Below are 22,506 nucleotides of genomic sequence, written 5' to 3'. Positions count from 1 at the left end.
CTCTGGGGAGAAATACCGTGCTCAGGAGTAAACGATGTCGGTCAACAATCCTTTTTTTGAAATTAGCCTGTTGCCTTATCAGGCGCCACGTTTTGATGCGATTAACGACAGCCATTATCGTCCGGCATTTGATGAAGCAATGCGCCTGAAGCGTGCAGACATTGACGCGATTATCGCGCAGCGCGCCGCGCCGGACTTCGACAATACCGTGCTGGCGCTGGAAAAGAGCGGGGCCATGCTGTCGCGCGTGAGCAGCGTGTTCTTCGCCATGACGTCCGCACACACCAACGATGATCTTCAGGCACTGGACGAGCAGTTCTCCACCGAACTGGCCGGGCTGGCGAACGATATCTGGCTAAACGATACGCTTTTCGCCCGCGTGGAAGCCGTCTGGCAGGATCGCGAGGCGCTGGATGCCGAATCCCGACGACTGACGGAGGAGATGTATCAGCACTTTGTTCTTGCGGGCGCGCGTCTGAACGCCGATGAAAAAGCCGAGCTGAAAGCCCTGAATACCGAAGCCGCCACCCTGACCAGCCAGTTCAACCAGCGCCTGCTGGCGGCGAACAAGGCGGGAGGGCTGGTGGTGGACAATGTTCACCAGCTTGACGGGCTCAGTGCGGAGGAGGTGGCTGCCGCGGCTCACGCTGCCGCAGAAAAAGGGCTGACGGATCGCTGGCTGATCCCGCTTTTGAATACCACGCAACAGCCCGCGCTGGCGGCGCTGTCGTTGCGCGAGACCCGTAAAAAGTTGTTCAGCGCGGGCTGGGAACGCACTCAGAAAGGCGACGAAAACGATACGCGCGAGCTGATCCGTCGGCTTACCGCGTTGCGGGCAAGACAGGCGCAGCTGCTCGGCTTTGACAACTATGCGAGCTGGAGCATTGCCGATCAGATGGCGAAAACGCCGGAAGCCGCGCTCGAATTCATGCGCGGGATAGTTCCTGCGGCACGCGGCAGGGCCGCGCTGGAGCAGGCGGATATTCAGAAGGTCATCGACGACGAGCAGGGTGGTTTTACGGTACAGGCCTGGGACTGGGCGTTTTATGCCGAACGCGTGCGCTCAGCGAAATACGCGCTGGATGAGTCGCAAATCAAACCCTATTTCGCGCTCAATACCGTGCTGGAAGATGGCGTATTCTGGACCGCCACGCAGCTGTTCGGTATCCGCTTTGTCGAGCGTTTCGATATTCCGGTTTACCACCCGGATGTTCGCGTGTGGGAGATTTTCGACCACACGGGTGAAGGCATGGCGCTGTTCTACGGCGACTTTTTCGCGCGTGATTCCAAAGCGGGCGGCGCGTGGATGGGGAATTTTGTTGAGCAGTCTTACGAGTTTGCCGCGCGTCCGGTGATTTATAACGTCTGCAACTATCAAAAACCGGCGAACGGGCAGACCGCGCTAATCTCCTGGGATGATGTGATTACCCTGTTCCACGAGTTTGGCCATACCCTGCATGGCCTGTTTGCCAGCCAGCGCTATGCCACGCTTTCAGGCACCAACACGCCACGTGATTTCGTTGAATTTCCTTCGCAAATCAATGAACACTGGGCCAGCCATCCGCAGGTGTTTGCGCACTTTGCTCGTCACTATCAAACCGGCGAACCGATGCCGGATGCGCTGCGGGAAAAAATGCTCAATGCGACCCAGTTTAATAAGGGTTATGACATGACGGAGCTATTGAGCGCCGCGCTGCTGGATATGAACTGGCACGGCATTCAGGAGCCCGTTGAAGACGTGGAAGCCTTTGAAGCCGCCGCGTTGAAAAAAGAGGGGTTGGATCTTCCAGCCGTACCGCCGCGCTATCGCAGCAGCTATTTCGCCCACATCTTCGGCGGCGGCTACGCGGCGGGCTATTACGCCTATCTCTGGACGCAGATGCTGGCGGACGATGGATATCAGTGGTTTGTCGAGCAGGGCGGTTTGACGCGCGTGAACGGACAGAAATTCCGCGAGGCGATTTTGTCCCGCGGCAACAGCACTGATTTAGCTGAACTTTACCGGAACTGGCGCGGGCACGATCCGAAGATCGAACCGATGCTGGAGAATCGCGGATTGAGTGCGTAAGGCTTTTTTAGTGTGGGAACAGAACCGGGCGCGAGGCCCGGTTTTTTCTTTCCCAAAATGAATCCTTAATTCTGCGAAATTTGCAGGAGGATAGGGGCCAGCTTCACGTAGCTACACCTTTACTTTTACCCAGTAAGGATCCCCGCGACTTTAGAACATCTGGCGCTTTAACCCGACTTTATCCGTTGGCCGGACTAAAGATACTGCTTCAGCGTCCACGTTTATAAGTCAGCCATCCCTCACAGGATGGCTGTATATTGTTTAATTTAATGAAATACGAACCACACTATCCGGGCCTTTCGTCGTGTTGTCGTCATTGAAGTCCTGCTTCACGGTTACGTATAACGTTTTACCGTCCGGTGTTACCAGAAGACTGTTGGGATGGCTGGTGAACGTCCAGCTGTTTTTCACAGCATAGCTCCCGGCGTCAAGCTGCAACACCTTCCTGGATTCGCGCTGAGTGATGAAAATTTCGTTGCGCTCAGCGTTAAACTTAATTCCCAGCGCATCGCCTTTAAGACGCTTGATAACTTTCCCGCTGCGCTCATCAAATACCAGTGTGGTTTTGGCTTTTGAATCATCAGTCACGAACAGGCGCCCGGTGGCCGGATCTTCTGCCATATTCAGGAACAAATACGCTTTTTTATCTCCCGGCGTCCAGCGCTGTTCGATTTTATACGTCTCCGGGTTAATCACCAGAATTTCACCGCCGCCATTGGCGGCATAAAGGCGGTCTGTCAGCGGCGAATAAATAATCCCCGTCACCCATTTCCCGGCATTTTCGATTCGGGCTTTTAGCGTCATGGTGTTGGCATCAACCACGGAGATAAACCCAGGGTCGGCAACGCCGCCGATAAACAGTTGTCCCTTGTGGAAGAGGATTTCACGCGCACCAACCGGGTCGCCATCCTTGTCTTTGCCTTCAAACATCAGGCGCTGTAGCACCTTGCCGCTTTGCACGTCCACTTTCGATACCCCGCCATCAAGGGTGTTGGTGGTGTAGTAGACCTTGCCATTATCGTCCGCTGCCATGCCGAAGTTTTTCAGGTCGGTGTGGGTTTCACCTTGCGTGGCAAGCGTTGTGGGATCCAGTTTATAGAGCACCCCGCCGTTGACGTTTTTGAAACTCTGTGCGCTCGCAACGTACAACGCGTTTGCCGTTGGGGAGTAAACCATCTCATACAGACCGTCAGCGAGTTCGCGCTGCTTGAGCTCAGCCGAACCCGGGAGGGCTGCTGACGCCGTTGCGCTCAGGGTTAACGCCGCGGTAAGAATGCTTAAGCCCCATGTCTTTCCTTTTAGCCAATGGAATGTGTTCATTTTTTGTTCCTGTCATGCGCGAGCCGCGCTGATTTTGATAAATATACATTTATTTACATTTAACTTACAAAATTACCTGTGCATAATAAAGCAAATAATTATCATTTCCATTCTTATTTGGATGAATGATTTGCACATAACGACAACAACAGACAGGTAACATGATGATTTTTAAAGGCAGGGCTAATCGCGCGAAAGCGCCCGCAGGGTTAATTCCTGCTTCCTTCTCACTTTCACTGCTTGCGCTGGCAATGTCCGCCGTCATGCACCCGGCACAGGCGGATGAAAATACGCAAGAACAAGAGATGGTTGTCTACGGTGACGGGAACGGGAGCGCCGACTCGCAGCAGGATTATGCGGTAAAAACCACGCGTTCAGGCACCAAAATGCTGCTGACCCCGCGCGATATCCCCCAGTCAGTCAGCGTCGTGACGCGCCAGCGTATGCAGGATCAAGACCTGCAAACCATTGACCAGGTACTTACCAATGCCACCGGCGTTTCGTCGCAGCAGGTTGATAGCGAGCGTTCCAGCTACTTTTCCCGCGGCTTTGAAATCACCAATTTCGCCTACGATGAGATCCCCACATCAATGGGCGACGCGTGGAACTTTGGCGATGCGCAGGAAGATACTGCCATTTATGATCGTATAGAGATTGTGCGTGGCGCAAACGGCCTGATGACCGGCGCTGGCGATCCGGGAGCAACGGTGAACATGGTGCGTAAACGTGCCGACAGTAAAACCTTCAGGGGCAACGTCAGCGCAAGTTACGGAAGCTGGAACAAACAGCGTTATGTGGGCGACATCTCCGCGCCCCTCAATTCCGACGGCAGCCTGCGTGGGCGCGTCGTGGCAGGTTATCAGGATCAGGACAGCTGGCTTGACAGATATGGCAAGCGCAAGAAATTTCTCTATGGCGTCATTGAAGGCGATGTAACGGAACACACGACGGCCTCGCTGGGCTGGGACTATCAGCAAACAAACACAGCCAACCCGACCTGGGGCGGATTACCCAGCCTGTACAGTAACGGCAGCCGTACCCATTACGATCGCAACGTCAATACCTCGGCAGACTGGACGGGATACTCCGTTGAGTCGCGTAAAGTTTTTGCTAACCTCACCCACAACTGGGATAACGGCTGGTCGGTGCGTTTCAATGGAACCCACGGCGAGCAAACGTTCAATGATACCCTGCTTTATGTGATGGGCAATCCGGACGCCACCACCGGAGAAGGCGCATCAGGCTGGGGTAGTAAGGATCGCGGCAAGCGCACTCTGGACGCCTTTGATGCCTACGCCAGCGGGCCTTTTGAACTTCTCGGGCGTCAACATCAGCTGATGGCCGGAGCCAACTATAGCCGACAGCACAATGCTACCTTCAGCAAAGACGGGCCAATGGACAGTGCTCAGATTGGCATCTTCAACAACAGCTGGGACGGCAGCGTGGCCGAGCCGGAGTGGGGCGACTGGTATCAAAATGCGGATGATATCGTGCGGCAAAAATCGGCGTATACGGCGGCACGCCTGTCGCTGGCGGATCCGTTGTCGCTAATCGTTGGCGCACGTTATACCCAGTACAGCTCAGATGGCAGCAGCGGCGATATGCGTAAATACAACACAACCCCTTACGGCGGGCTGGTGTATGACATCAACGACAGCCTTTCCGCTTACGCCAGCTATACCTCAATTTTTGCCCCGCAAACCAAACGCACGAAAGAGGGTGCATGGCTCTCTCCCGTCACCGGTAAAAATTATGAAACCGGCCTGAAGGCAGACTGGATGGACGGTCGACTGACCACCAACGTTGCCGTATTCCGCATAGAACAGGAGAACGCGGGGGAGGAAATCAGCGGGGTATTCGTTAATGGATCCAGCGAACAAGCTTATCAGGCAACCAAAGGCGCAGTGAGCAAAGGGGCGGAATTTGAGGTGAACGGTGCCGTTACCGACAATCTACAGCTTACCTTCAGCGCGACCCGCTATGTTGCCCGTGATTCAGATGGCCGCTTCAACAGCTTCGCGCCGCAGACGCAGCTTAAGCTGTTCAGCCGTTACCGCGTCCCGGCGCTTCCGGATCTGACCCTAGGCGGCGGCGTGAACTGGCAGAATCAGGTGTACAAAGATGTCACTGGTCCGGACGGCGAGACGCAGCGCCTCTATCAGGGCAGCTATCCGCTCGTCGACTTGTTCGCGCAGTATCAGCTGACGAAACAGCTGGCGGTGCAGGCAAACGTTCGTAACCTGTTCGACCGCGAATACTACTCATACCTTGATGACTCTGCCGTCTATGGCGAACCGCGTAGCGTCTCGGTAAGCATGAGTTACACATTCTGATCTAATCAGCTTATCGCTATCCTGGCCATCACCTGTTCCGAAATGCGCTTCAGCCCCACCAGCGGCAACGACACGGCGATGGCCGCCATGCCATTGCCATCCTGGTAACGAATAATGTGCCGGTTTGAACGGGGGACGAGCCTGGTGCCGGAAACATTGGATCAGTTAAAGAAGACGTATGTTGGATATGCAGTAAAACAGCCAGACGCAAAAGCGTAAATATTCAATGAACAGGACGCCCTCAGACTCGAGGGGCATCCTGAGCAATACTAAAAGGGGACCTGTTTCATCCTGAAGCGATGCGTCTCTTTATGCAGTTTCATGCGCCTATCGGTAGATATCCCTGCCACTCTGGAAGATCGCGGTGCCCTGTATCGCAGGGTGTCAGATGAATAAACAACCCTCCAACCTTTTCAAGCAACAGGCAATCATCAACCTCTTTTAAATTATCCTTATGTTGTTGATCGACACCGCAAAGTAGCGTTAGTAATGCTTTCTCCTTAGCCTGCCGGGCATTTTCGGCGACGAACAGATCATATTCGTGCAGTTCTGCAAGCGTATCCGGCCTGTAACCACCCGCATTGACGAAAAATAATCTCTTCGTAGACTGGGGCGGCTCCGGGGAAAGCGTGACAGAGTATCCGTCGGCCCACGTGATACGGCTATAGCCGTCTATATGAATTTTATCACTATCACCAAACCATGCTTCACGCAGTGCAGGCCAGGCATCATTGGGCTTACGTGCCGCCACAAACTGGATGTCGTGGACCTCAATATTGGATTTACCGGCATTTCCGCCGACATAAAACATATACAAATTCATACAACCCTCAGAAGTTATTTAATCGCTATATATTTAACTATATAGCGAGTTGGGCTACAACTGTGCAAAAGACATTGATGACAATGAGTTCAAGATTCTTCTACGCAAAGCCACGAGGAGTTTACGCAGCATGTTTCATGAACAATTGCCCACAATTGGATGACAACATCTGACTAAGTCGACCATGCACCACCCAGACCGATTTCCTTTTATTCAACCTTGCATCAACGGCGCGCTTGAGGAGGTTGTCATTGCGGTGATTTTTCTGGAAAATTCGATATATAAAAGAATATATAACGAGAGGGTGTTTATGGCCAGGAAACGAATGCAGGTTGTGCTGGTGGCGGTTGCGCTGCTGCAAATGCCATCCATGGCGCTGGCAAAGGATATCAGGGTGACTTATGCCGGTTCCATGGGCAAAGTAATGGACCAGGGGTTAGGTCCGGCTTTTTCCAGAGCAAATAACGACGGCTATCAGGGGCAGGGCCAGGGTGCATACGGGATGGCACGCCTGCTTGCAAGCCACAAAATTGAGGCCGATGTGTTTGTCTCCATCACCCCGGGGCCGATGCAAATTCTCAAAGACGCCGGGCTGATAGATGAGGCGGTCCCTGTCGCCAGTACCAGCATGGTGGTCGCTTACAGTCCTGAAGGTAAATATGCAGCGCAGTTTGAACAGGCCAACAGAAAGAAAGACGGCTCGTGGCTGACTCTGCTGACGCAGAAAGATGTCTTATTTGGCCGCACCGATCCTTATGTCGACCCAAAAGGCCAGAATATTGTGTTTAGCCTGATGCTGGCGGAAAAGTATTACAACATGCCGGGCATCACCGATAAAATTTTAGGCTCGCTGCAAAACCCACAGCAGACTCATCAGGAAGGAGGGCTGCTGGCGCGTCTGGAAAGCGGTCAGGTGGATGCAGCAGCGGGATACGAGAGTGAAGTTCGCTCAGCGCATTTGCCGTATGTCGCGCTGCCGGATGAAATAAACCTCAGCAACCCGGCGATGACGAAACAGTGGTATGACACTGTCAGTTTTACCATTAAAGACAGCAAAGGCCAGGATCAAATCCTGCACACTCAACCAATGGTGTTCTATGCGGCAGTGCTGAAAAACGCGCCGAATGGTGTAGAACAGGGACAAAAGTTCGTATCGTTCATGCAAAGCGCCGAGGGGCAGAAATTGTTCAAAGCGTTTGGCTACGCCGAACCTAAAGGAGACAGCTTATACGCCCGCTAAGAAAACCGGGCTGGGTGGCGGGGTGGTTATCTCTGCCCGCTATCCTGCTGTTAAGTATCCCCTTTATCACGCTGATTAGCGTCACGCCCTGGCATCATCTGAAGCTGGCCTGGCGCGACGACAGCGCCATTGTCGTCTCTATGGGACTGGGTGTGCTGGCACTCGGAATTATCATTCTTATTGGCATGCCGGTGGCATGGTGGCTGTCACAAGCCACGGGTCGAAAACGATTGATCGGTGAACTGCTGGTGATGATCCCACTGCTGACGCCACCGCTGGCAATGGGGATTTTGCTGGTTTCGGCTTTCGGGCCTTATGGCGTGATTGGCCGCTGGCTTTCACTGTTGGGAGCTACGCTGGTAAATAATCCGGCGGCGTTTGTGCTGGCTCAGGTTTACGGCGCTTTGCCTTATTTTATCGTGGTGTCGCGTTCGGCGTTTGCCACTGTTCCCAAAAATATTCTTGAAGCGGGACAAACGTTGGGAGCTTCTCCCTGGAACCGCTTTCGTTTTCTTACATTACCCCTGGCATTGCCTGGGCTGGCTTCTGCCGTAACACTCGCCTGGGTTCGCGCGGTAGGCGAGTTCGGGATCGTGATGATCTTTGCTTATTTCCCGCAGGGTATACCGGTAAAGCTGTATACCAATCTGCAAAATGACGGGGTGGACACAGTATATACTTTGCTATGGATGCTGCTGGTAGTGACGCTTCCCCTGCCAATGGTCTGCTTTGCTCTTGGCAAACGAATGGCCAGGAAATGAACACCCCTTAGATCGTCCGTTCCTCGTTCATAGCGGATGAGCTTGCTCACGTTTCCATTTCAGCGGGCTACCTCGAATAACCCCAAACCGGATTCTTCACAAAAGGCCACACACAGAAACCTCCAGTCAGTCAGACTGAAAGTGCAGGGCAGGAAGAAAATGTGGCGCGCGCTGGATATGTCTTACAATCGGATCGGTGGGATTATGCTGGGGGAACCATGGAGGCGTAAATCGGTACGTCGCGATAGCGGAAGAAATTACGAAAAGTTAACGTTGTATGCTCTTTGTCTCCCGAAGCCAGAACCGGGCTTTGCGCCCGGTTACTCTTGTATTAACCACATGTCCGACTCTTCGAACATCTCCTCAAGCATGCGGTTGAGCTTTTCACGGTCGCTTTTGCTGGCGTCGCTGTTCAGGCCGTTCGCTTGCATTGGCTTAACCGTCACGCTGGCATCAGGAAAAATCCGGTGCACGCGTTTTGTCAGTTCAGCCAGAATGATTTCCCTGGCTCCCTCCAGCCCCTGTACGTTTCGCTTGTCATAAACCAGTTCCACAAACATGATTGTTTACCTTATGGATATTACGCATGTGATTCAGCCTGAACGTAAAATACTACTGTATATGGGTACAGTCAAACGGCGTTCAGACTAAAGCATTGTCCAGAGCAATGCAGACAGCGTTGCCAGCCCGCCCAGAACAACCAAAAACACCGTCACGCCGCGAAGCTCTGCCAGCGAGGGGCGGGTGTATATGAGGTACGCCGGGATAAGGAACAGAATCACCGCGATCAGTGGTCCGCAGAACATTTCAATCAGGCTGAGCACATCCGGATTGGCATAAACAATGCCATAGGTCAGCAGGAACAGCGCCAGAGAGGCCAGCCGCTTGCTGGCGTTGGCCTTTTTGCCGGATACGCTGGCAGCCAGCTGACCAAACGTTTGTGCGACCGACAGACCTACGCCGAGGAAGGATTTCGTCATACCGATGATAGCGATGAGCGGGGCAAAGTGGTAAATCAGGCTGAAATCACCGTTTCCCTTCATCACCGACAGCACATTCAGGTTTTCCGCCTTCGCTCGCACAAAGTTGTCATGGGGGATCCCCAGCACGCAGCTCAGCACGAAAAAGAGGATACTGGCGAAGATAGCTAAGTAGGCGATACGGATCACGAACAGTGCCTTTTTCTCACCCTCCGCTTTCCTCTCCCGGTAGTAAGAGCTCAGCGGGGAGACCATAGGCGCACAGCAAAACGAGAAGGTAATAAGCGGCAGCGTCAGCCAGATATTTTTCAGCGTTACCGGCAGCGGCGTGGCGTTCATTTCAGCGGCCGTATCGGTCAGGTTAGACAGATGCCATCCCGGGATAAGTGATACGGCGATCAGCAGTACAGATGCCGCGAACGGCAGCGCCAGTGCGCTCATAATGGCCACGACTCTGTCCCGGCCCTTGCTAAGCACCACATACAGCGCAGCAACCACGATAAACGACAATGGCCCACGGCTGAGGGCGGTAATATGCAGATGCTCCACCAGTAAATTACTCAGCGCATTAATCAGCGCCACCCCGTAAACCAGGGTTACCGGGAAGAAGGTCACACAATAGAACAGGGTGATCAGCTTTTCACCCCTTCCGCTGAAGAAGGAGCCGAAGATCGGCAACGTGCCGTTTTCAGTCTTCTCTTCACGCATATATACACGACAAAGGAGTAAATGGGGGATCAGGGATAACGGCAGCCCCAGCAGGAGCATAACCAGAAAAATAACCGGACCACGGGTGCCGATTTCCACGGGAAGGAACAGTGTTCCCGCTCCGACGGCTGTACCATAAAGGCCCAGCGTCCAGATATTATCCTGCCAGTGCCAGTTAGAGCGTGTTGTAATATTAGCTGAGAGAGTTGTGGCTTTATTCATCATATTTTACCGCGTTGTTAGAGGGGCGACGACTTATTTAGTTTTTATCTGTCTGTAGTCGTCGCTGCGCCATTACGTCACGGGTGGGAGGGGTTTGATGTTGCATACCGAAAACCTTATGTGTATGCCTGCAATAACTATCGTTATTCTTTGACGATGCTTTAACAGGCGGTTAATTAAGAAAGGGATTTGTTAAATTAACGAACGAATAACGACTGACTTTCCCTGCCTGCACGTCTGTTAATTAAAGAATAAACACCCTGTTTTATTAAGTACCATAAGGCGCCATCATATTGAAGGGGGGCTTATTTAATTATTTTATTGGGCGTGAAATTATCCCTTTATGCCTGAAATTAAAAAACAGAATGTAGACAATCGCGTAACCCGCTCGTAGCTTTCGAACCGTCTTGTAACATAACGCTCTCTTTATGGTGGCGAAGGGGTTAAGGACGTCGTATGCCTGCTATTAAACGCCCCATAAGAAAATCCTCTTCTATACTCAGTTACGTTTAGTGAAATATGCCGCCGCTCCACACGTCGCGTTCCCTTAATAGCGGCGGGCAGCAGGGGTATATATTCACGAAAACGCCTGAATAATGGTCAATTTTGCATTTTAGAGGGGGTTTCCTGGTATGTTGCATTCTCAATCCTCGCGGGTCGGCAGCATTTTGCTGCTGCTGACCGCGATAATAGCCTTCGCGGTGGCGCTATACGCCTGGTGGACGCCGCTTACCGGCGTCACTGGCACCATTGGCGCACTGGGCGTGGTCATTGCCAGCGTAGTGCTGGCGATACTGACCTTTATGTTACGTGCGGCATCGCGTCGCGGGGCGCGCGTTTTTCTGATTATTGTCACCCTGATGGTGTTGGCGGGTATTGCTTTCGCCGCCGCGCTGCTGCACCAGTACATCATAACGGCAGTCATGGTGGTCGGCCTGATTGGTCTGATTATGCTGAGCAGCCATTCCGCTCGTTACAACCATCCCGTCAGAAGCTGAGGAGCCGCCCGTGCACAACGATAAGCATTATCCCTTCATAAAAGTCAGCATGACGGCGCTGGCGCTGCTGGTCGCTCCGCTCGCGCTACAGGCGCAGGATAAGGCCGCTGAAGCCTCTCAGGGGACAAAGGAATCACTGAACATTGATGCGGCCGATCAGCAGGCGCCCGGAACCACAAAAACCACCGACGATGCCTCAACCGGCAGCGGTGATGGAAAGAAAGTCGCCTCGGCCAGCCAGCCAGCGACGCCGCTGGTGCCCGGCACCGCCACCTGGGACAGCTTCCACGGCCAGCTTAACGCGCAGAAATACAGTCCCCTGACCCAAATTACGGCGGATAACGTCGGGAAATTAACGAAAGTCTGGGAGTTCCATACCGGCGACGTCTCGGACGGTAAAGGCGATACGCCAGCTACCGTCTGGTCCGCAACGCCCATTTTCGCCAACGATACGCTCTACATCGGCACGCCATTCGATCGCCTGATTGCGCTGGATCCGGGGACGGGTAAAGAGAAGTGGCACTATGACACCAAATCGTCGCGCAAGGCGCTGACCCAGCCGGTGCTGAAAAATCGCGGCGTTTCCTACTGGCAGGCCAAAAATCCGGTGACAGGTGAGGCATGCCAGAAGATGGTCTATATGGGCACCGTTGACGGCAAGCTCTTTGCGCTGGACGCCGATTCAGGCAAACCGTGCAGCGGCTTTGCGAACAACGGCGTGCTGGATCTGAACCAGTGGAATACCGTTAACGCGAAGTATCCGCTCTCTGTCCTGCAACCGCCAACCGTTGTCGGCAACCATCTGCTGGTGGGCTGGGCCGGGAAGGACTGGGCCTATGCCGAAGCCCCTCCGGGCACCGTATTTTCAGTCAACGCCCAGACCGGTAAGCTTGAGTGGACCTTTGAGGCGATCCCGGCAGAGATCCGCAAGCGTACCGGTACTGCCAACGTCTGGACGCACATGTCCGCCGATGAGGCCAACGGGCTGGTCTATCTCCCGGTCTCATCGCCGTCTCCCAACTATTGGGGCGGCAACCGCGTGGACGCTATTCCGCTTGGCACCTCGACCACCGCCCTGGACATCAACACCGGTAAAGTGGTCTGGTCCCGTCAGTGGGTACACCACGACGTCTGGGATTACGATATCAACTCCGCCCCGACGCTGATGGACATCACCGTAGACGGCAAGCAGATCCCGGCGCTGGTGCAGGCCACCAAGCAGGGTTTCCTGTTTGTGGTTAACCGCCTGACGGGGGAGGACGTATGGCCAATCGAAGAACGTCCGGTTCCGCAGGGTGATGGGTCGGTTCAGGGTGAAGTTCTCTCGCCCACGCAGCCATTCCCGACCAAACCCGCGCCGCTGCTCGACCAGTCGAAAAAACCGGAAATCTGGAAGCTGGCGGATATCGTCGGTGGCGGCCAGTGCTCCCGCCTGTGGGATAACCTGACCTATGAGGGAATGTATACCCCGCCAACCACCAAAGGCGAAGGCACGCTCACCTATCCCGATAGCGCCGGCGGCGTCCAGTGGGGTGGGGTGGCGTTCGATCCGCAAAAACAGATCGCTATCGTCAACACCTCACATATCGTCCAGTACGTGAAGCTGTACAGCCGTGAGGATTACGATAACGCAGACAAAGACTCCGGCAACGAAAGCGGCTTTGCCCCACAGGAAGGCGCCCCGTACGGTATGCGTCTGCTGGTGGCGAGCAACTGGCTGGGCATGCCGTGCTGGCAACCGCCGTTTGGTGAAATCGTGGCGCTGGACATGCACACGGGCGATGTGAAATGGCGTCGTCCGGTTGGCGCCTCCCAGCAGTATGGCTTCTTCATGCCGGAAAGCTGGGGTTCGCCTACCATTGGTGGTCCGGCAGTGACGGCGGGCGGCGTGATCTTCATCGGTGCTTCAATGGATGCCAAAGTGCGTGCCTACTCGGTAGAGAGCGGTGAAGAGCTGTGGTCCGATCAGGCCGAAGCTCCGGCGGTAGCGAACCCGTCCGTCTATGAATATAAAGGTCGCCAGTATGTGGCCTTCGTGGCAGGCGGGAATACGATCCTGAAGGATCAGGTGGGCGATCAGGTGGTGGTCTACGCCTTGCCGGAATAATTCAGCAGGAAGGGGAAATAAGCGTGGGGCCTGCGGGCCCCACTTTATTTTGCAGTAGTCGTTTTACCGACGCGTTATTTATCGGCTGATGCGCCAGCACGCGTTGACATCTGCTCGGCGGACTTCAGATGCTGCTCAACGACCGGAGTGTGCTCGTTGGCCAGAGCCTTCACATCCGGATCGTCGATTTTACTGGCGTCGCTCTTAAGCTTCGACAGCACCTTCTCGTGGTCCTTCACGCCAGCATATTCCATATACATTTTGTCAAAAGCGTCACCGCGCTGGTTTTCCAGCCTTGAGTTCAGGGCTTTATGCGCGGCGTCTGGTTCGGTCGGCAGCTCCACGCCCTTTTTCTGGGCAACGGTCTTGACTTTGGTCAGCGCGGCGCCGTGATCGTCGACCATTTTCTGGGCGAATGTTTTCACTTCACTGGTTTGGGCCTTGTCGAGGGCGAGCCTGGCGGCGGCAACTTCGTTGATATTGGCCTGCGCCATGTCCTTCAATGCTTTCTCGTCGCCGGAGCTGAGTCTGGCGTCCGGTTGAGCCTGGCCCGCAGTTTGAGTTTGCGCGGCACTGGTTGTCTGGGCTTGTACGCCAACGGTGCTGAACATTGCTGCAACTGCTGATACGGCTAGCAGCCTTTTCAGGGTTTTACTCGTGTGCATATTGTTCTCCTGATGGTCATGGTACAGGTAAGTTTCGGTTGCTTCAGGCGCAACCGGCAGATAAATGACGACTGCACAGGTCAGTATAGTAGATGAACCTGCTGTACCCGCTGTTCAGGTCAGTAATGGCTGGTCGTGATGCTCAATCCTTCTACAATATTGATACGGATCATTTACATATTTGCTGCTAATGTTAAATATATAGATTCATCAACAGGAGGAATGATATGAAAAAAGCACTATTAGGGAGTGTATTGGCTTTAACAGTAGCAAGCTTCGGCGCGTCTGCGGCAGATATGATTTCCAAGGATGAAGCGCACCACTTCAAGCTTGAATATCTTGGTAATGTATCTGTAGGGGCTTCAGGTGGACAAATTTCTTCACCTTCAGATCTTCATCAAAAACTCTCAAAACTGGCAGACGAGAAGGGCGGGAAATACTACGTCATCATTGCTGCCCGCGAGCATGGCCCTAACTTCCAGGCCGTCGCAGAAGTCTTTAAATAATTTTCTCAAATAACACAAAAACCCGCTTCTGGCGGGTTTTTTGCTTACAGACAGCCAAAAAAATGCCCCTGATGCGGGGCGAGTGTGAGTCAAAGCTTTTCTTATATTTATCTATTTTTTGCTCTAAGGCTTTGGGACAATAACACCTTGTTCAAATAATGCAATCTAAATGCATATTTAAATGCGACGGCTGCATACGTTACACAGATAGTCTACTCTTTACATACAGTTATGGTGAAAGGCAGTTAATCGTTAGCTGTCGCCTGCTGGAGAATGGAAACAGTAAACGGTTGCAAGAGGTAAACATGAACGTTGACGCACTGACGCAAAAGGCAGAAGAAGAAATTTCAGCGCTTATAACCAAAAAAATTTCAGAGTTACGTAAAAAAACAGGGCAGGAAGTGTCTGAAATTGAGTTTATCGCTCGTGAAGCCATGACAGGCCTCGAGGGATATGAGGTAAAAATCAAACTTATTTAATCAAAAATATTACCTGTTTTCGGGTCACTGGATAAAGCAGAGCGGCAAACGTCAGCCAGGACTATCCTGCGCGTGGCAGGATTGAAGCCCAAAAAGCCCGGTGACGCTGCGCTTACCGGGCCTACAATTAACGCAATCCGCAGGCCGGGCAGGGTGTAGCCGCCACCCGGCTTACCAGGCTTACACTATCGCGTTCGGGCACGCTTCGCCCTTTTCGAGTTGACGCAAATTCCCCAGCGTGGTTTCCGAAATGCTGATCAGCGCTTCGGCGGTCAGGAACGCCTGGTGTCCGGTGAACAACACGTTGTGACAGGCAGACAGGCGACGGAACACGTCGTCCTGGATCACGTCATTAGATTTATCCTCAAAGAACAGATCGCGTTCGTTCTCGTACACATCCATACCCAACGCGCCGATTTTTTGCGTTTTCAACGCTTCGATAGCCGCCTGAGAGTCGATCAGCCCGCCGCGGCTGGTATTGATGATCATCACGCCGTCTTTCATCTGATCGAACGCCGACTGGTTAAGCAGATGATAGTTCTCCGGGGTCAGCGGACAGTGCAGGGAGATAACGTCAGACTGCGAGAAGAGCGTTTTCAAATCGACATACTCCACGCCCAGCTCCAGCGCAGCGGCGCTTGGGTACGGATCAAACGCCAGCAGGCGCATGCCAAATCCTTTCAGGATGCGAAGGGCGGCCACGCCAATTTTGCCGGTACCGATGACGCCTGCGGTTTTACCGTACATGGTAAAGCCGGTCAGCCCTTCCAGAGAGAAGTTAGCATCACGGGTTCGCTGATAGGCACGGTGAATACGACGGTTGAGCGACATCATCATCCCGACCGCATGTTCTGCCACGGCTTCCGGAGAATAGGCCGGGACGCGAACGACCTTCAGACCCAGCTCTTTGGCGGCATCGAGATCGACGTTGTTAAAGCCCGCGCAGCGCAGGGCAATGTATTTCACGCCCTGTTTTTTCAACTCTTCCAGCACCGGTCGGCTACCGTCGTCGTTAACGAAGATACACACGCCTTCGCAGCCGTGGGCGGTTTTAGCCGTCTTTTCAGTTAGCAGAAAGTCGAAAAATTCAAGATCGAAACCGTACGTCTCGTTAACATGTTGCAGATACTTTTTGTCGTACTGCTTTGTGCTATATACCGCGAGTTTCATAAGACTTTCTCCAGTGATTTTGGAACCACGTTAGCATGTTTAAAATTATCTTACAATTTTTCAAAATTCATTGAAATCAATAAGTTCTATGAATTATTGTAGAGCATCTACTCTTAAAAATGGCATTACCTTCAACTGACTGGCTAAACATGCGACAATGAGCGGCAAGAACGGCTTATTTTTTTCGCAAAATCAGGATATTAACTGCCCATGAAGGGTAAATACAAAGCCGCAATTGCGCTATTACTGCTGCTATTTCTTGTGCCGCTGACGCTGCTGATGACGCTCGCCCAGTGGGTACCCACGCTCGCCGGGATCTGGCTCCCCGTTGGAACGCGCATCGCGTTTGAAAAAAGCCCACGGCTCACGCGTCACGCCCTGATCATCCCCGATCTCCGCTATCTGGTAGAAGAGTGTGAAATTGCCCGCGTGGAAAACGTGACTCTGTCACACCCCAGCCGCTGGGATCTGGATATTGGCGCACTTGAACTTAACTCTGTCTGCCTGAGCAAATTACCGCAATCGGCGCCATCTACGGTGGCGCCGAAAACGCTGGCGCAGTGGCAGGCCATCCTGCCCAACACCTGGCTGACCATCCATCGCTTTACCCTTTCTCCCTGGCAGCAGTGGGAGGGTGAGCTGCATGCCTCACTGACGCCAGCCCGCCAGGACATCACCTATAACGGCAAGCAGGTGAGCATTAAGGGGCAGTTGCGCGGCCAGACCCTCTCCATCAGCCAGTTCGATGTGCAACTGCCGGATCAGCCGCAGCCCGTGAAGCTGGTCGGTGAATTTACCCTGCCGCTGGTGCCGGACGGCGTGCCGGTGAAAGGGCATACGGTCGCGACCTTTAACGTGCCACAGTTATCCTCGCTGGTCGATGCCGATCTGGACTGGGAGGACAATCAGGGCCAGCTGGTGGTCATGGCGCGGGACAACCCCGATCCGCTGCTCGATTTACCGTGGCAGATCACCGCTCAGCAGTTGACCATCAGCGACGGACGCTGGAACTGGTTAGCCTCCGGCGTGCCAATGAGCGGACGCGTCGGACTGAAAGTGGATAACTGGCAGCAGGGGCTGGAGAAAGCCACCTTCACGGGGCGGCTCAACGTGCTGACCCAGGGGGATGCGGGTAAGGGCAACGCGGTGCTGAATATCGGTCCCGGCTCGCTCAGTATGGATAACAGCGCTATGCCGCTGCACCTGAGCGGGGAAGCCAAGCAAAACGATCTGATCCTGTATGCCAGGCTCCCGGCGATGCTGACCGGCAGCCTTTACGATCCGCAGCTTACGTTTGAACCCGGCGCTTTATTGCGCTCGCGCGGGCGCATCATCGACTCGCTGGATATCGATGAGATCCGCTGGCCGCTGGCGGGCGTGAAGCTCACGCAGAAGGGCGTGGACGGCCGCCTGCAAGCCATTCTGCGGGCGCATGAAAACGAAATGGGCGATTTTGAGCTGCATCTGGACGGCCAGGCTAACGACTTTTTACCGGACAACGGTTTGTGGCAGTGGCGCTACTGGGGTAAAGGGAACTTCACGCCGATGAACGCGCGCTGGGATGTCCGGGGAACCGGGGAGTGGCGCGACAACGTTATCGAACTGACCGATCTTTCCACGGGGTTCGACAAATTGCAGTACGGTACGATGCTGGTCAGCAAGCCGCGCCTGGTGCTGGATCACCCGGTGCGCTGGTCGCGGGACCCGGATAACCCCACCTTTAGCGGCGCGCTCGCGCTTAACGCCGGGCAAACAAGCTTTTCAGGCGGAAGCGTGCTGCCGCCGTCCGTTTTGACCTTCAGCGTTGACGGGACAGACCCGACGGTGTTCCAGTTTAAAGGGAACCTGCACGCGGACGACATCGGCCCGGTCCAGGTGAATGGACGCTGGGACGGCGAACGCCTTCGCGGTCAGGCCTGGTGGCCAAAACAGTCTCTTACGGTGTTTCAGCCGCTGATCCCGCCAGACTGGAAAATGACCCTGCGCGGCGGCGAAATGTACGCGCAGGTGGCTTTCTCTGCGGCGCCCGATCAGGGGTTTGAGGCCGGGGGCACGGGGTGCTGAAAGCGGGCAGCGCGTGGATGCCGGATAACGAAATCAACGGCGTGGATTTTGTTCTGCCGTTCCGCTTAAGCCAGGGTACCTGGTCGCTGGGCACGCGCGGGCCGGTAACGTTACGAATCGACGAGGTGAAAAACCTGGTCACAGCCCGAAATATCACCGCGGATCTCCAGGGCGATTATCCCTGGACCGAAGCGAACCCGCTCCTGCTCACCAACGTGAAGGTGGAAGCGCTCGGCGGGAAAATCACCATGCAGCAGTTGAGAATGCCGCAGCATGATCCGGCTTTACTGCGCGTGGATAATATTTCCTCCAGCGAACTGATAAGCGCGGTGAATCCGAAGCAGTTTGCCATGTCCGGCCCGGTGAGCGGCGCGCTGCCGTTCTGGCTGGACAATGAAAAATGGATCATTAAAGATGGCTGGCTGACCAACCCGGGGCCGATGACGCTGCGCATCGACCAGGACACGGCGGATGCCATTGTGAAAGACAACATGGTTGCCGGGGCGGCGATCAACTGGCTCCGCTATATGGAAATTTCGCAGTCGTGGACAAAACTCAATGTGGATAATCTGGGTGTGTTAACCATGCAGGCGGCCATTAAAGGCACCAGCCGCGTCGAGGGCAAAAGCAGTTTCGTAAACCTGAATTACACCCATGAAGAGAACATTTTTACCCTCTGGCGCAGCCTGCGCTTTGGGGACAATCTGCAAACATGGTTTGAGCAACATGCGGCGATACCCCTTCTCCGCGGTTCGACAGGCAAGGAAAGTGAGGAACAACAATGAAAAAGAGGGCTGGTGTACTCACCGTGGCCGTCGTCGCGCTGCTGTCAGGCTGCACGCCGCGCATTGAAGTGGCGGCGCCCAAAGAGCCGATCACCATCAACATGAACGTGAAAATCGAGCATGAAATCCATATCAAGGTGGATAAAGACGTTGAAGCCCTGCTGAAATCCCGCAGCGATCTGTTCTGAGGATGTCATGAAACGATTAGCTCTGATCTTACTGGCGCTGGGGATGAACGTTCACGCCGCCACGCTTACGCTCAACGATGCGCGTGCCCAGGGGCGCGTAGGGGAAACCCTGAGCGGCTATCTTGCGCCCGTTCAGCACGACGCTGAAACCCTGGCGCTGGTGAACCGTATCAACGCCGCACGCACGGAAAGTTACCAGCAGCTGGCTGACAGTAATAATTTACCCGTCGACGAGGTGGCGAAAATGGCGGGACAAAAGCTGGTGGCCCGCGCGCAGCCGGGTGAGTACGTGATGGGAATTAACGGCAAGTGGCTGAAAAAATAGCTAGCGATAACGCCTGCGGTATTCGCCCGGCGAAACCCCGAAACGCTGCTTAAAGGCGGTGGAAAAATGGCTATGGTCGGTGAAACCCCAGCTGTAGCCAATCCCCGCCAGCTTTTCGTCATCGCTGATGGAACGCAGCGCCTGAGCGCATAAATCGAGGCGACGGTTCTTAATATACTGCGCTACCACCAGCCCTTTCCCGGCAAACATGCGGTACAAGCTACGCACGGACATGCCGCTCTCTGAAGCTATCCACTCCGGTCTTAACGCCTCCGACTGAATATGATCATCAATCAGGGACAGAACGTGGCGGAACTGACGCTCCTTGCGCGGCAGCACCTCGTCACGCTGCTGGAAGGCCGGACGCAGCAGACACACCATCGCCTCAAGCGCCGCTTCGCTTTCACTGGCGCTGAGATCGGCATTGCCCATGCTCTCCTGTAGCAGTCGGTAGCTCAGCTGTACGGTAGGCAGATTGCGGGAGAGGGGCAGCGCGCACCTCACTTCCTGAAAACGCGCGTGTTGCTCAATGATTTGTCGCGGGAGCAGGAGCGAAATCTGGCGGGAACGCTCCTGCCAGTAAATGGAGCACGGGCGGGAGGCGTCAATCAGCGTGATATCCCCGGCTTTCAGCATCGCGCGCTGGTCGTCCTGTTCGATTCCGGCGCTGCCTTCCAGCTGAAACACGGTGTAGAACCAGGCGTCGTTGCCGTTTTTGATCTCCTGACGGGTGCGAAACAGGTTAACGCCTGCGGCGGTCACCGTGCTCAGCTTCAGACTTTGGGTGTAGCTGGTTTCCAGCTCGCCGAGAAACGCCCCCTCTAACGGACGTGCCGCAAAGCGCCCACAAACCTGGTTAATTTGCGCCAGCCACTGCTGAAAATTGTCCTGTTCGCTTGCACACGCCATTGATGTTCTCGCTGCACCGTCACTGTTTTCGCATTGTTGCATTTATGTTGCATTTTGTCAGGGCTACGAGGCTGACTATAGGAAAGAACACTCAACGGTTACAGCGATATAAGCGGGAATTATCACGATTTGCGGACCCTGTCACAGCTGGCAAAGCGAATGTCACACAGACAAAAGCAGGAATGCGAATCCCCTCTTAGACTGCATACACACCCTGCGAAGCATAACGAAGGAGTATTCTATGTCCGAATCACATGTCGCCATCCTGCCGGGCGTGCAGCAGTTTTTAGATCGCCAGCACGGCCTGTGGATCGAAGGGCGTCAGGCGGCATCCGATAGCGAAAAGCGTCTGAACGTCTACAACCCGGCGACCGGAGAGGTTATTGCCTCTACCGCCGATGCCAGCGTCGATGATGTCGATCGTGCGGTGATGTCTGGCTGGCGCGCCTTTGTCGCCCGAAGCTGGGCCGGACGGCTGCCGGCAGAGCGGGAACGCATCCTGCTGCGGTTTGCGGATCTGGTGGAACAGCATGGCGAAGAGCTGGCACAGCTCGAAACCCTGGAGCAGGGGAAATCGATTAACATTTCCCGCGCCTTCGAGGTGGGCTGCACCCTGAACTGGATGCGCTACACGGCAGGGCTGACCACCAAAATTGCCGGTAAAACCCTCGATCTCTCGATTCCACTGCCGCAGGGCGCGCGTTATCAGGCGTGGACGCGTAAAGAGCCGGTGGGAGTCGTGGCGGGGATTGTGCCGTGGAACTTCCCGCTGATGATTGGCATGTGGAAAGTGATGCCCGCGCTGGCGGCAGGTTGCTCCATCGTGATCAAACCGTCTGAAACCACGCCGCTCACCCTGTTACGGGTGGCGGAACTGGCGAGCGAGGCGGGGATCCCGGAGGGTGTGTTCAACGTGGTGACTGGCAGTGGCGCCGTCTGTGGCGCGGCGCTGACCTCGCACCCGCGCATTGCCAAAGTGAGCTTTACCGGTTCGACGGCGACGGGCAAGCAGATTGCCCGCGCGGCGGCGGACACGCTAACGGGTGTGACGCTGGAGCTGGGCGGCAAAAACCCGGCCATCGTGCTGAAAGATGCCGATCCGGCGTGGGTGATTGAAGGGCTGATGACCGGCAGCTTCCTGAACCAGGGGCAGGTCTGCGCGGCCAGCTCGCGCATTTATATTGAGGCTCCGCTGTTCGACACGCTGGTCAGTGGGTTTGAACAGGCCGTGAAATCCCTCAGCGTCGGGCCGGGCATGTCGCCGGAGGCGTTTATCAACCCGCTGGTGTCGCGCGCCCACTGCGATAAGGTTCAGGCGTTCCTGGATGAGGCGAAGGCGCACAATGCGGAGCTGATCGCCGGGAACCGGGGGCCAGACGGCAAAGGTTATTACGTTTCGCCAACGCTGGTGGTCAACCCGGATAATCATCTGCGGCTGACGCGTGAAGAGGTCTTCGGGCCGGTGGTGAACCTGGTTCGTGTGGCCGATGGGGAAGAGGCGCTTCAGCTGGCGAATGACACTGAATATGGCTTAACGGCCAGCGTCTGGACGCAGAACATCAGTAAAGCGCTGGCGTATACCGACAGGTTACAGGCCGGAACCGTGTGGGTGAACAGCCACACGCTGATAGACGCCAACCTGCCGTTCGGCGGCATGAAGCAGTCCGGCACCGGGCGCGATTTCGGCCCCGACTGGCTGGACGGCTGGTGTGAAACCAAGTCGGTGTGTGTGCGGTATTAAAAAAACGCCGGGTGGCGGCTACGCCTTACCCGGCCTACGGGATCGAGGAAAAGGTTGGTTTTGTAGGCCGGGTAAGCGCAGCGCCACCCGGCGTAACTTACAGCGACCACCGAT

The 22,506-nt window shown here is 54.9% G+C and carries 18 protein-coding genes and 1 pseudogene; 12 read left to right on the top strand and 7 right to left on the bottom strand.

Features of this window, described 5'->3' with window-relative positions; all coding sequences use genetic code 11:
• The first annotated feature begins 34 nt into the window (after positions 1-34).
• Complete coding sequence (dcp, locus tag SK62_RS10970; protein ID WP_040117595.1) at positions 35-2,068, top strand: peptidyl-dipeptidase Dcp; 2,034 nt, start codon at positions 35-37, stop codon at positions 2,066-2,068.
• A 261-nt stretch (positions 2,069-2,329) separates the two neighbouring features.
• Here the strand turns inward: dcp and SK62_RS10965 are convergent, their stop codons facing one another.
• On the bottom strand, positions 2,330-3,388 hold the full coding sequence (locus tag SK62_RS10965; RefSeq protein WP_017694072.1) for a YncE family protein: 1,059 nt from the start codon (positions 3,386-3,388) through the stop codon (positions 2,330-2,332).
• Positions 3,389-3,552: 164 nt separating this feature from the next.
• Here SK62_RS10965 and fhuE point away from each other — a divergent pair, with 164 nt between their 5' ends.
• A complete protein-coding gene (gene fhuE / locus SK62_RS10960) occupies positions 3,553-5,721 on the top strand; it encodes a ferric-rhodotorulic acid/ferric-coprogen receptor FhuE (protein ID WP_047719595.1) in 2,169 nt (722 codons plus the stop codon).
• A 319-nt stretch (positions 5,722-6,040) separates the two neighbouring features.
• On the opposite strand, the gene SK62_RS10955 is transcribed toward fhuE, so the two are convergent.
• Positions 6,041-6,544: a DUF1543 domain-containing protein gene (locus SK62_RS10955; RefSeq protein WP_023296544.1), complete on the bottom strand. Its 504-nt coding sequence runs from the start codon at positions 6,542-6,544 to the stop codon at positions 6,041-6,043.
• Between the two features lie 325 nt (positions 6,545-6,869).
• Between SK62_RS10955 and SK62_RS10950 the strand changes: the two genes are divergently transcribed.
• On the top strand, positions 6,870-7,784 hold the full coding sequence (locus SK62_RS10950) for an extracellular solute-binding protein (protein WP_047056683.1): 915 nt from the start codon (positions 6,870-6,872) through the stop codon (positions 7,782-7,784).
• Positions 7,785-7,798: 14 nt separating this feature from the next.
• On the top strand, positions 7,799-8,545 hold the full coding sequence (locus SK62_RS10945; protein ID WP_033486758.1) for a molybdate ABC transporter permease subunit: 747 nt from the start codon (positions 7,799-7,801) through the stop codon (positions 8,543-8,545).
• Between the two features lie 320 nt (positions 8,546-8,865).
• Here the strand turns inward: SK62_RS10945 and SK62_RS10940 are convergent, their stop codons facing one another.
• Both SK62_RS10940 and SK62_RS10935 read right to left on the bottom strand, forming a co-directional pair.
• Complete coding sequence (locus SK62_RS10940; RefSeq protein ID WP_003857390.1) at positions 8,866-9,105, bottom strand: DinI family protein; 240 nt, start codon at positions 9,103-9,105, stop codon at positions 8,866-8,868.
• Between the two features lie 87 nt (positions 9,106-9,192).
• Positions 9,193-10,455: an amino acid permease gene (locus tag SK62_RS10935; protein WP_080346152.1), complete on the bottom strand. Its 1,263-nt coding sequence runs from the start codon at positions 10,453-10,455 to the stop codon at positions 9,193-9,195.
• Positions 10,456-11,087: 632 nt separating this feature from the next.
• Here SK62_RS10935 and SK62_RS10930 point away from each other — a divergent pair.
• Together SK62_RS10930 and SK62_RS10925 are read left to right on the top strand one after the other, a co-directional pair.
• Complete coding sequence (locus SK62_RS10930; RefSeq protein WP_047719593.1) at positions 11,088-11,453, top strand: hypothetical protein; 366 nt, start codon at positions 11,088-11,090, stop codon at positions 11,451-11,453.
• Positions 11,454-11,463: 10 nt separating this feature from the next.
• Entirely contained in the window at positions 11,464-13,560 is a 2,097-nt protein-coding gene (locus tag SK62_RS10925) for a pyrroloquinoline quinone-dependent dehydrogenase (protein ID WP_045344786.1), read from the top strand.
• 74 nt (positions 13,561-13,634) lie between these two features.
• Here SK62_RS10925 and SK62_RS10920 read toward each other — a convergent pair whose 3' ends face one another.
• A complete protein-coding gene (locus tag SK62_RS10920; protein ID WP_017694065.1) occupies positions 13,635-14,225 on the bottom strand; it encodes a DUF4142 domain-containing protein in 591 nt (196 codons plus the stop codon).
• Positions 14,226-14,452: 227 nt separating this feature from the next.
• Between SK62_RS10920 and SK62_RS10915 the strand changes: the two genes are divergently transcribed.
• Both SK62_RS10915 and SK62_RS22250 read left to right on the top strand, forming a co-directional pair.
• Positions 14,453-14,731, top strand: a complete 279-nt coding sequence (locus SK62_RS10915; protein ID WP_003857380.1) for a YdgH/BhsA/McbA family protein — start codon at positions 14,453-14,455, stop codon at positions 14,729-14,731.
• A gap of 305 nt (positions 14,732-15,036) precedes the next feature.
• The gene (locus SK62_RS22250) at positions 15,037-15,210 is read left to right on the top strand and encodes a GnsA/GnsB family addiction module toxin (RefSeq protein ID WP_006808842.1); all 174 of its coding nucleotides are present in this window, start codon (positions 15,037-15,039) and stop codon (positions 15,208-15,210) included.
• Positions 15,211-15,390: 180 nt separating this feature from the next.
• Here the strand turns inward: SK62_RS22250 and SK62_RS10910 are convergent, their stop codons facing one another.
• A complete protein-coding gene (locus SK62_RS10910; protein ID WP_017384525.1) occupies positions 15,391-16,380 on the bottom strand; it encodes a 2-hydroxyacid dehydrogenase in 990 nt (329 codons plus the stop codon).
• 210 nt (positions 16,381-16,590) lie between these two features.
• On the opposite strand from SK62_RS10910, the pseudogene SK62_RS10905 reads away from it, so the two are divergent.
• The 3 genes and pseudogenes from SK62_RS10905 to SK62_RS10895 all read left to right on the top strand — a co-directional run bounded on the left by SK62_RS10905 (position 16,591) and on the right by SK62_RS10895 (position 19,742).
• Positions 16,591-19,229, top strand: a pseudogene (locus tag SK62_RS10905) (YdbH family protein).
• Entirely contained in the window at positions 19,226-19,417 is a 192-nt protein-coding gene (locus SK62_RS10900; protein WP_003857369.1) for a YnbE family lipoprotein, read from the top strand. Before SK62_RS10905 ends, SK62_RS10900 begins: the two are co-directional and overlap by 4 nt.
• A 7-nt stretch (positions 19,418-19,424) precedes the next feature.
• Entirely contained in the window at positions 19,425-19,742 is a 318-nt protein-coding gene (locus SK62_RS10895) for a YdbL family probable chaperone protein (protein WP_047719591.1), read from the top strand.
• On the opposite strand, the gene feaR is transcribed toward SK62_RS10895, so the two are convergent.
• A complete protein-coding gene (gene feaR / locus SK62_RS10890) occupies positions 19,743-20,651 on the bottom strand; it encodes a transcriptional regulator FeaR (RefSeq protein ID WP_032653456.1) in 909 nt (302 codons plus the stop codon).
• Positions 20,652-20,892: 241 nt separating this feature from the next.
• Here feaR and SK62_RS10885 point away from each other — a divergent pair, with 241 nt between their 5' ends.
• Positions 20,893-22,392 (top strand): aldehyde dehydrogenase family protein, encoded by a 1,500-nt coding sequence (locus SK62_RS10885; RefSeq protein ID WP_017384522.1) that lies wholly within the window; start codon positions 20,893-20,895, stop codon positions 22,390-22,392.
• Positions 22,393-22,506: the final 114 nt, after the last annotated feature.

The organism is Enterobacter sp. BIDMC109 (assembly GCF_001037885.1).
GTDB lineage: Bacteria > Pseudomonadota > Gammaproteobacteria > Enterobacterales > Enterobacteriaceae > Enterobacter > Enterobacter hormaechei_C.
The sequence above is the reverse complement of the archived record's forward strand: the minus strand, read 5'-3'. Positions and strand labels throughout refer to the sequence as shown.

What these genes read in the sequence shown, in the direction of transcription:
- fhuE (WP_047719595.1), top strand. Translation starts at nt 3,553, where the DNA reads ATGATTTTTAAAGGCAGGGCTAATCGCGCGAAAGCGCCCGCAGGGTTA.
- dcp (WP_040117595.1), top strand. Translation starts at nt 35, where the DNA reads ATGTCGGTCAACAATCCTTTTTTTGAAATTAGCCTGTTGCCTTATCAG.
- SK62_RS22250 (WP_006808842.1), top strand. Translation starts at nt 15,037, where the DNA reads ATGAACGTTGACGCACTGACGCAAAAGGCAGAAGAAGAAATTTCAGCG.
- SK62_RS10885 (WP_017384522.1), top strand. Translation starts at nt 20,893, where the DNA reads ATGTCCGAATCACATGTCGCCATCCTGCCGGGCGTGCAGCAGTTTTTA.
- SK62_RS10920 (WP_017694065.1), bottom strand. Translation starts at nt 14,225, where the DNA reads ATGCACACGAGTAAAACCCTGAAAAGGCTGCTAGCCGTATCAGCAGTT.
- SK62_RS10900 (WP_003857369.1), top strand. Translation starts at nt 19,226, where the DNA reads ATGAAAAAGAGGGCTGGTGTACTCACCGTGGCCGTCGTCGCGCTGCTG.
- SK62_RS10895 (WP_047719591.1), top strand. Translation starts at nt 19,425, where the DNA reads ATGAAACGATTAGCTCTGATCTTACTGGCGCTGGGGATGAACGTTCAC.
- SK62_RS10950 (WP_047056683.1), top strand. Translation starts at nt 6,870, where the DNA reads ATGCAGGTTGTGCTGGTGGCGGTTGCGCTGCTGCAAATGCCATCCATG.
- SK62_RS10940 (WP_003857390.1), bottom strand. Translation starts at nt 9,105, where the DNA reads ATGTTTGTGGAACTGGTTTATGACAAGCGAAACGTACAGGGGCTGGAG.
- SK62_RS10935 (WP_080346152.1), bottom strand. Translation starts at nt 10,455, where the DNA reads ATGAATAAAGCCACAACTCTCTCAGCTAATATTACAACACGCTCTAAC.
- feaR (WP_032653456.1), bottom strand. Translation starts at nt 20,651, where the DNA reads ATGGCGTGTGCAAGCGAACAGGACAATTTTCAGCAGTGGCTGGCGCAA.
- SK62_RS10955 (WP_023296544.1), bottom strand. Translation starts at nt 6,544, where the DNA reads ATGAATTTGTATATGTTTTATGTCGGCGGAAATGCCGGTAAATCCAAT.
- SK62_RS10965 (WP_017694072.1), bottom strand. Translation starts at nt 3,388, where the DNA reads ATGAACACATTCCATTGGCTAAAAGGAAAGACATGGGGCTTAAGCATT.
- SK62_RS10915 (WP_003857380.1), top strand. Translation starts at nt 14,453, where the DNA reads ATGAAAAAAGCACTATTAGGGAGTGTATTGGCTTTAACAGTAGCAAGC.
- SK62_RS10930 (WP_047719593.1), top strand. Translation starts at nt 11,088, where the DNA reads ATGTTGCATTCTCAATCCTCGCGGGTCGGCAGCATTTTGCTGCTGCTG.
- SK62_RS10910 (WP_017384525.1), bottom strand. Translation starts at nt 16,380, where the DNA reads ATGAAACTCGCGGTATATAGCACAAAGCAGTACGACAAAAAGTATCTG.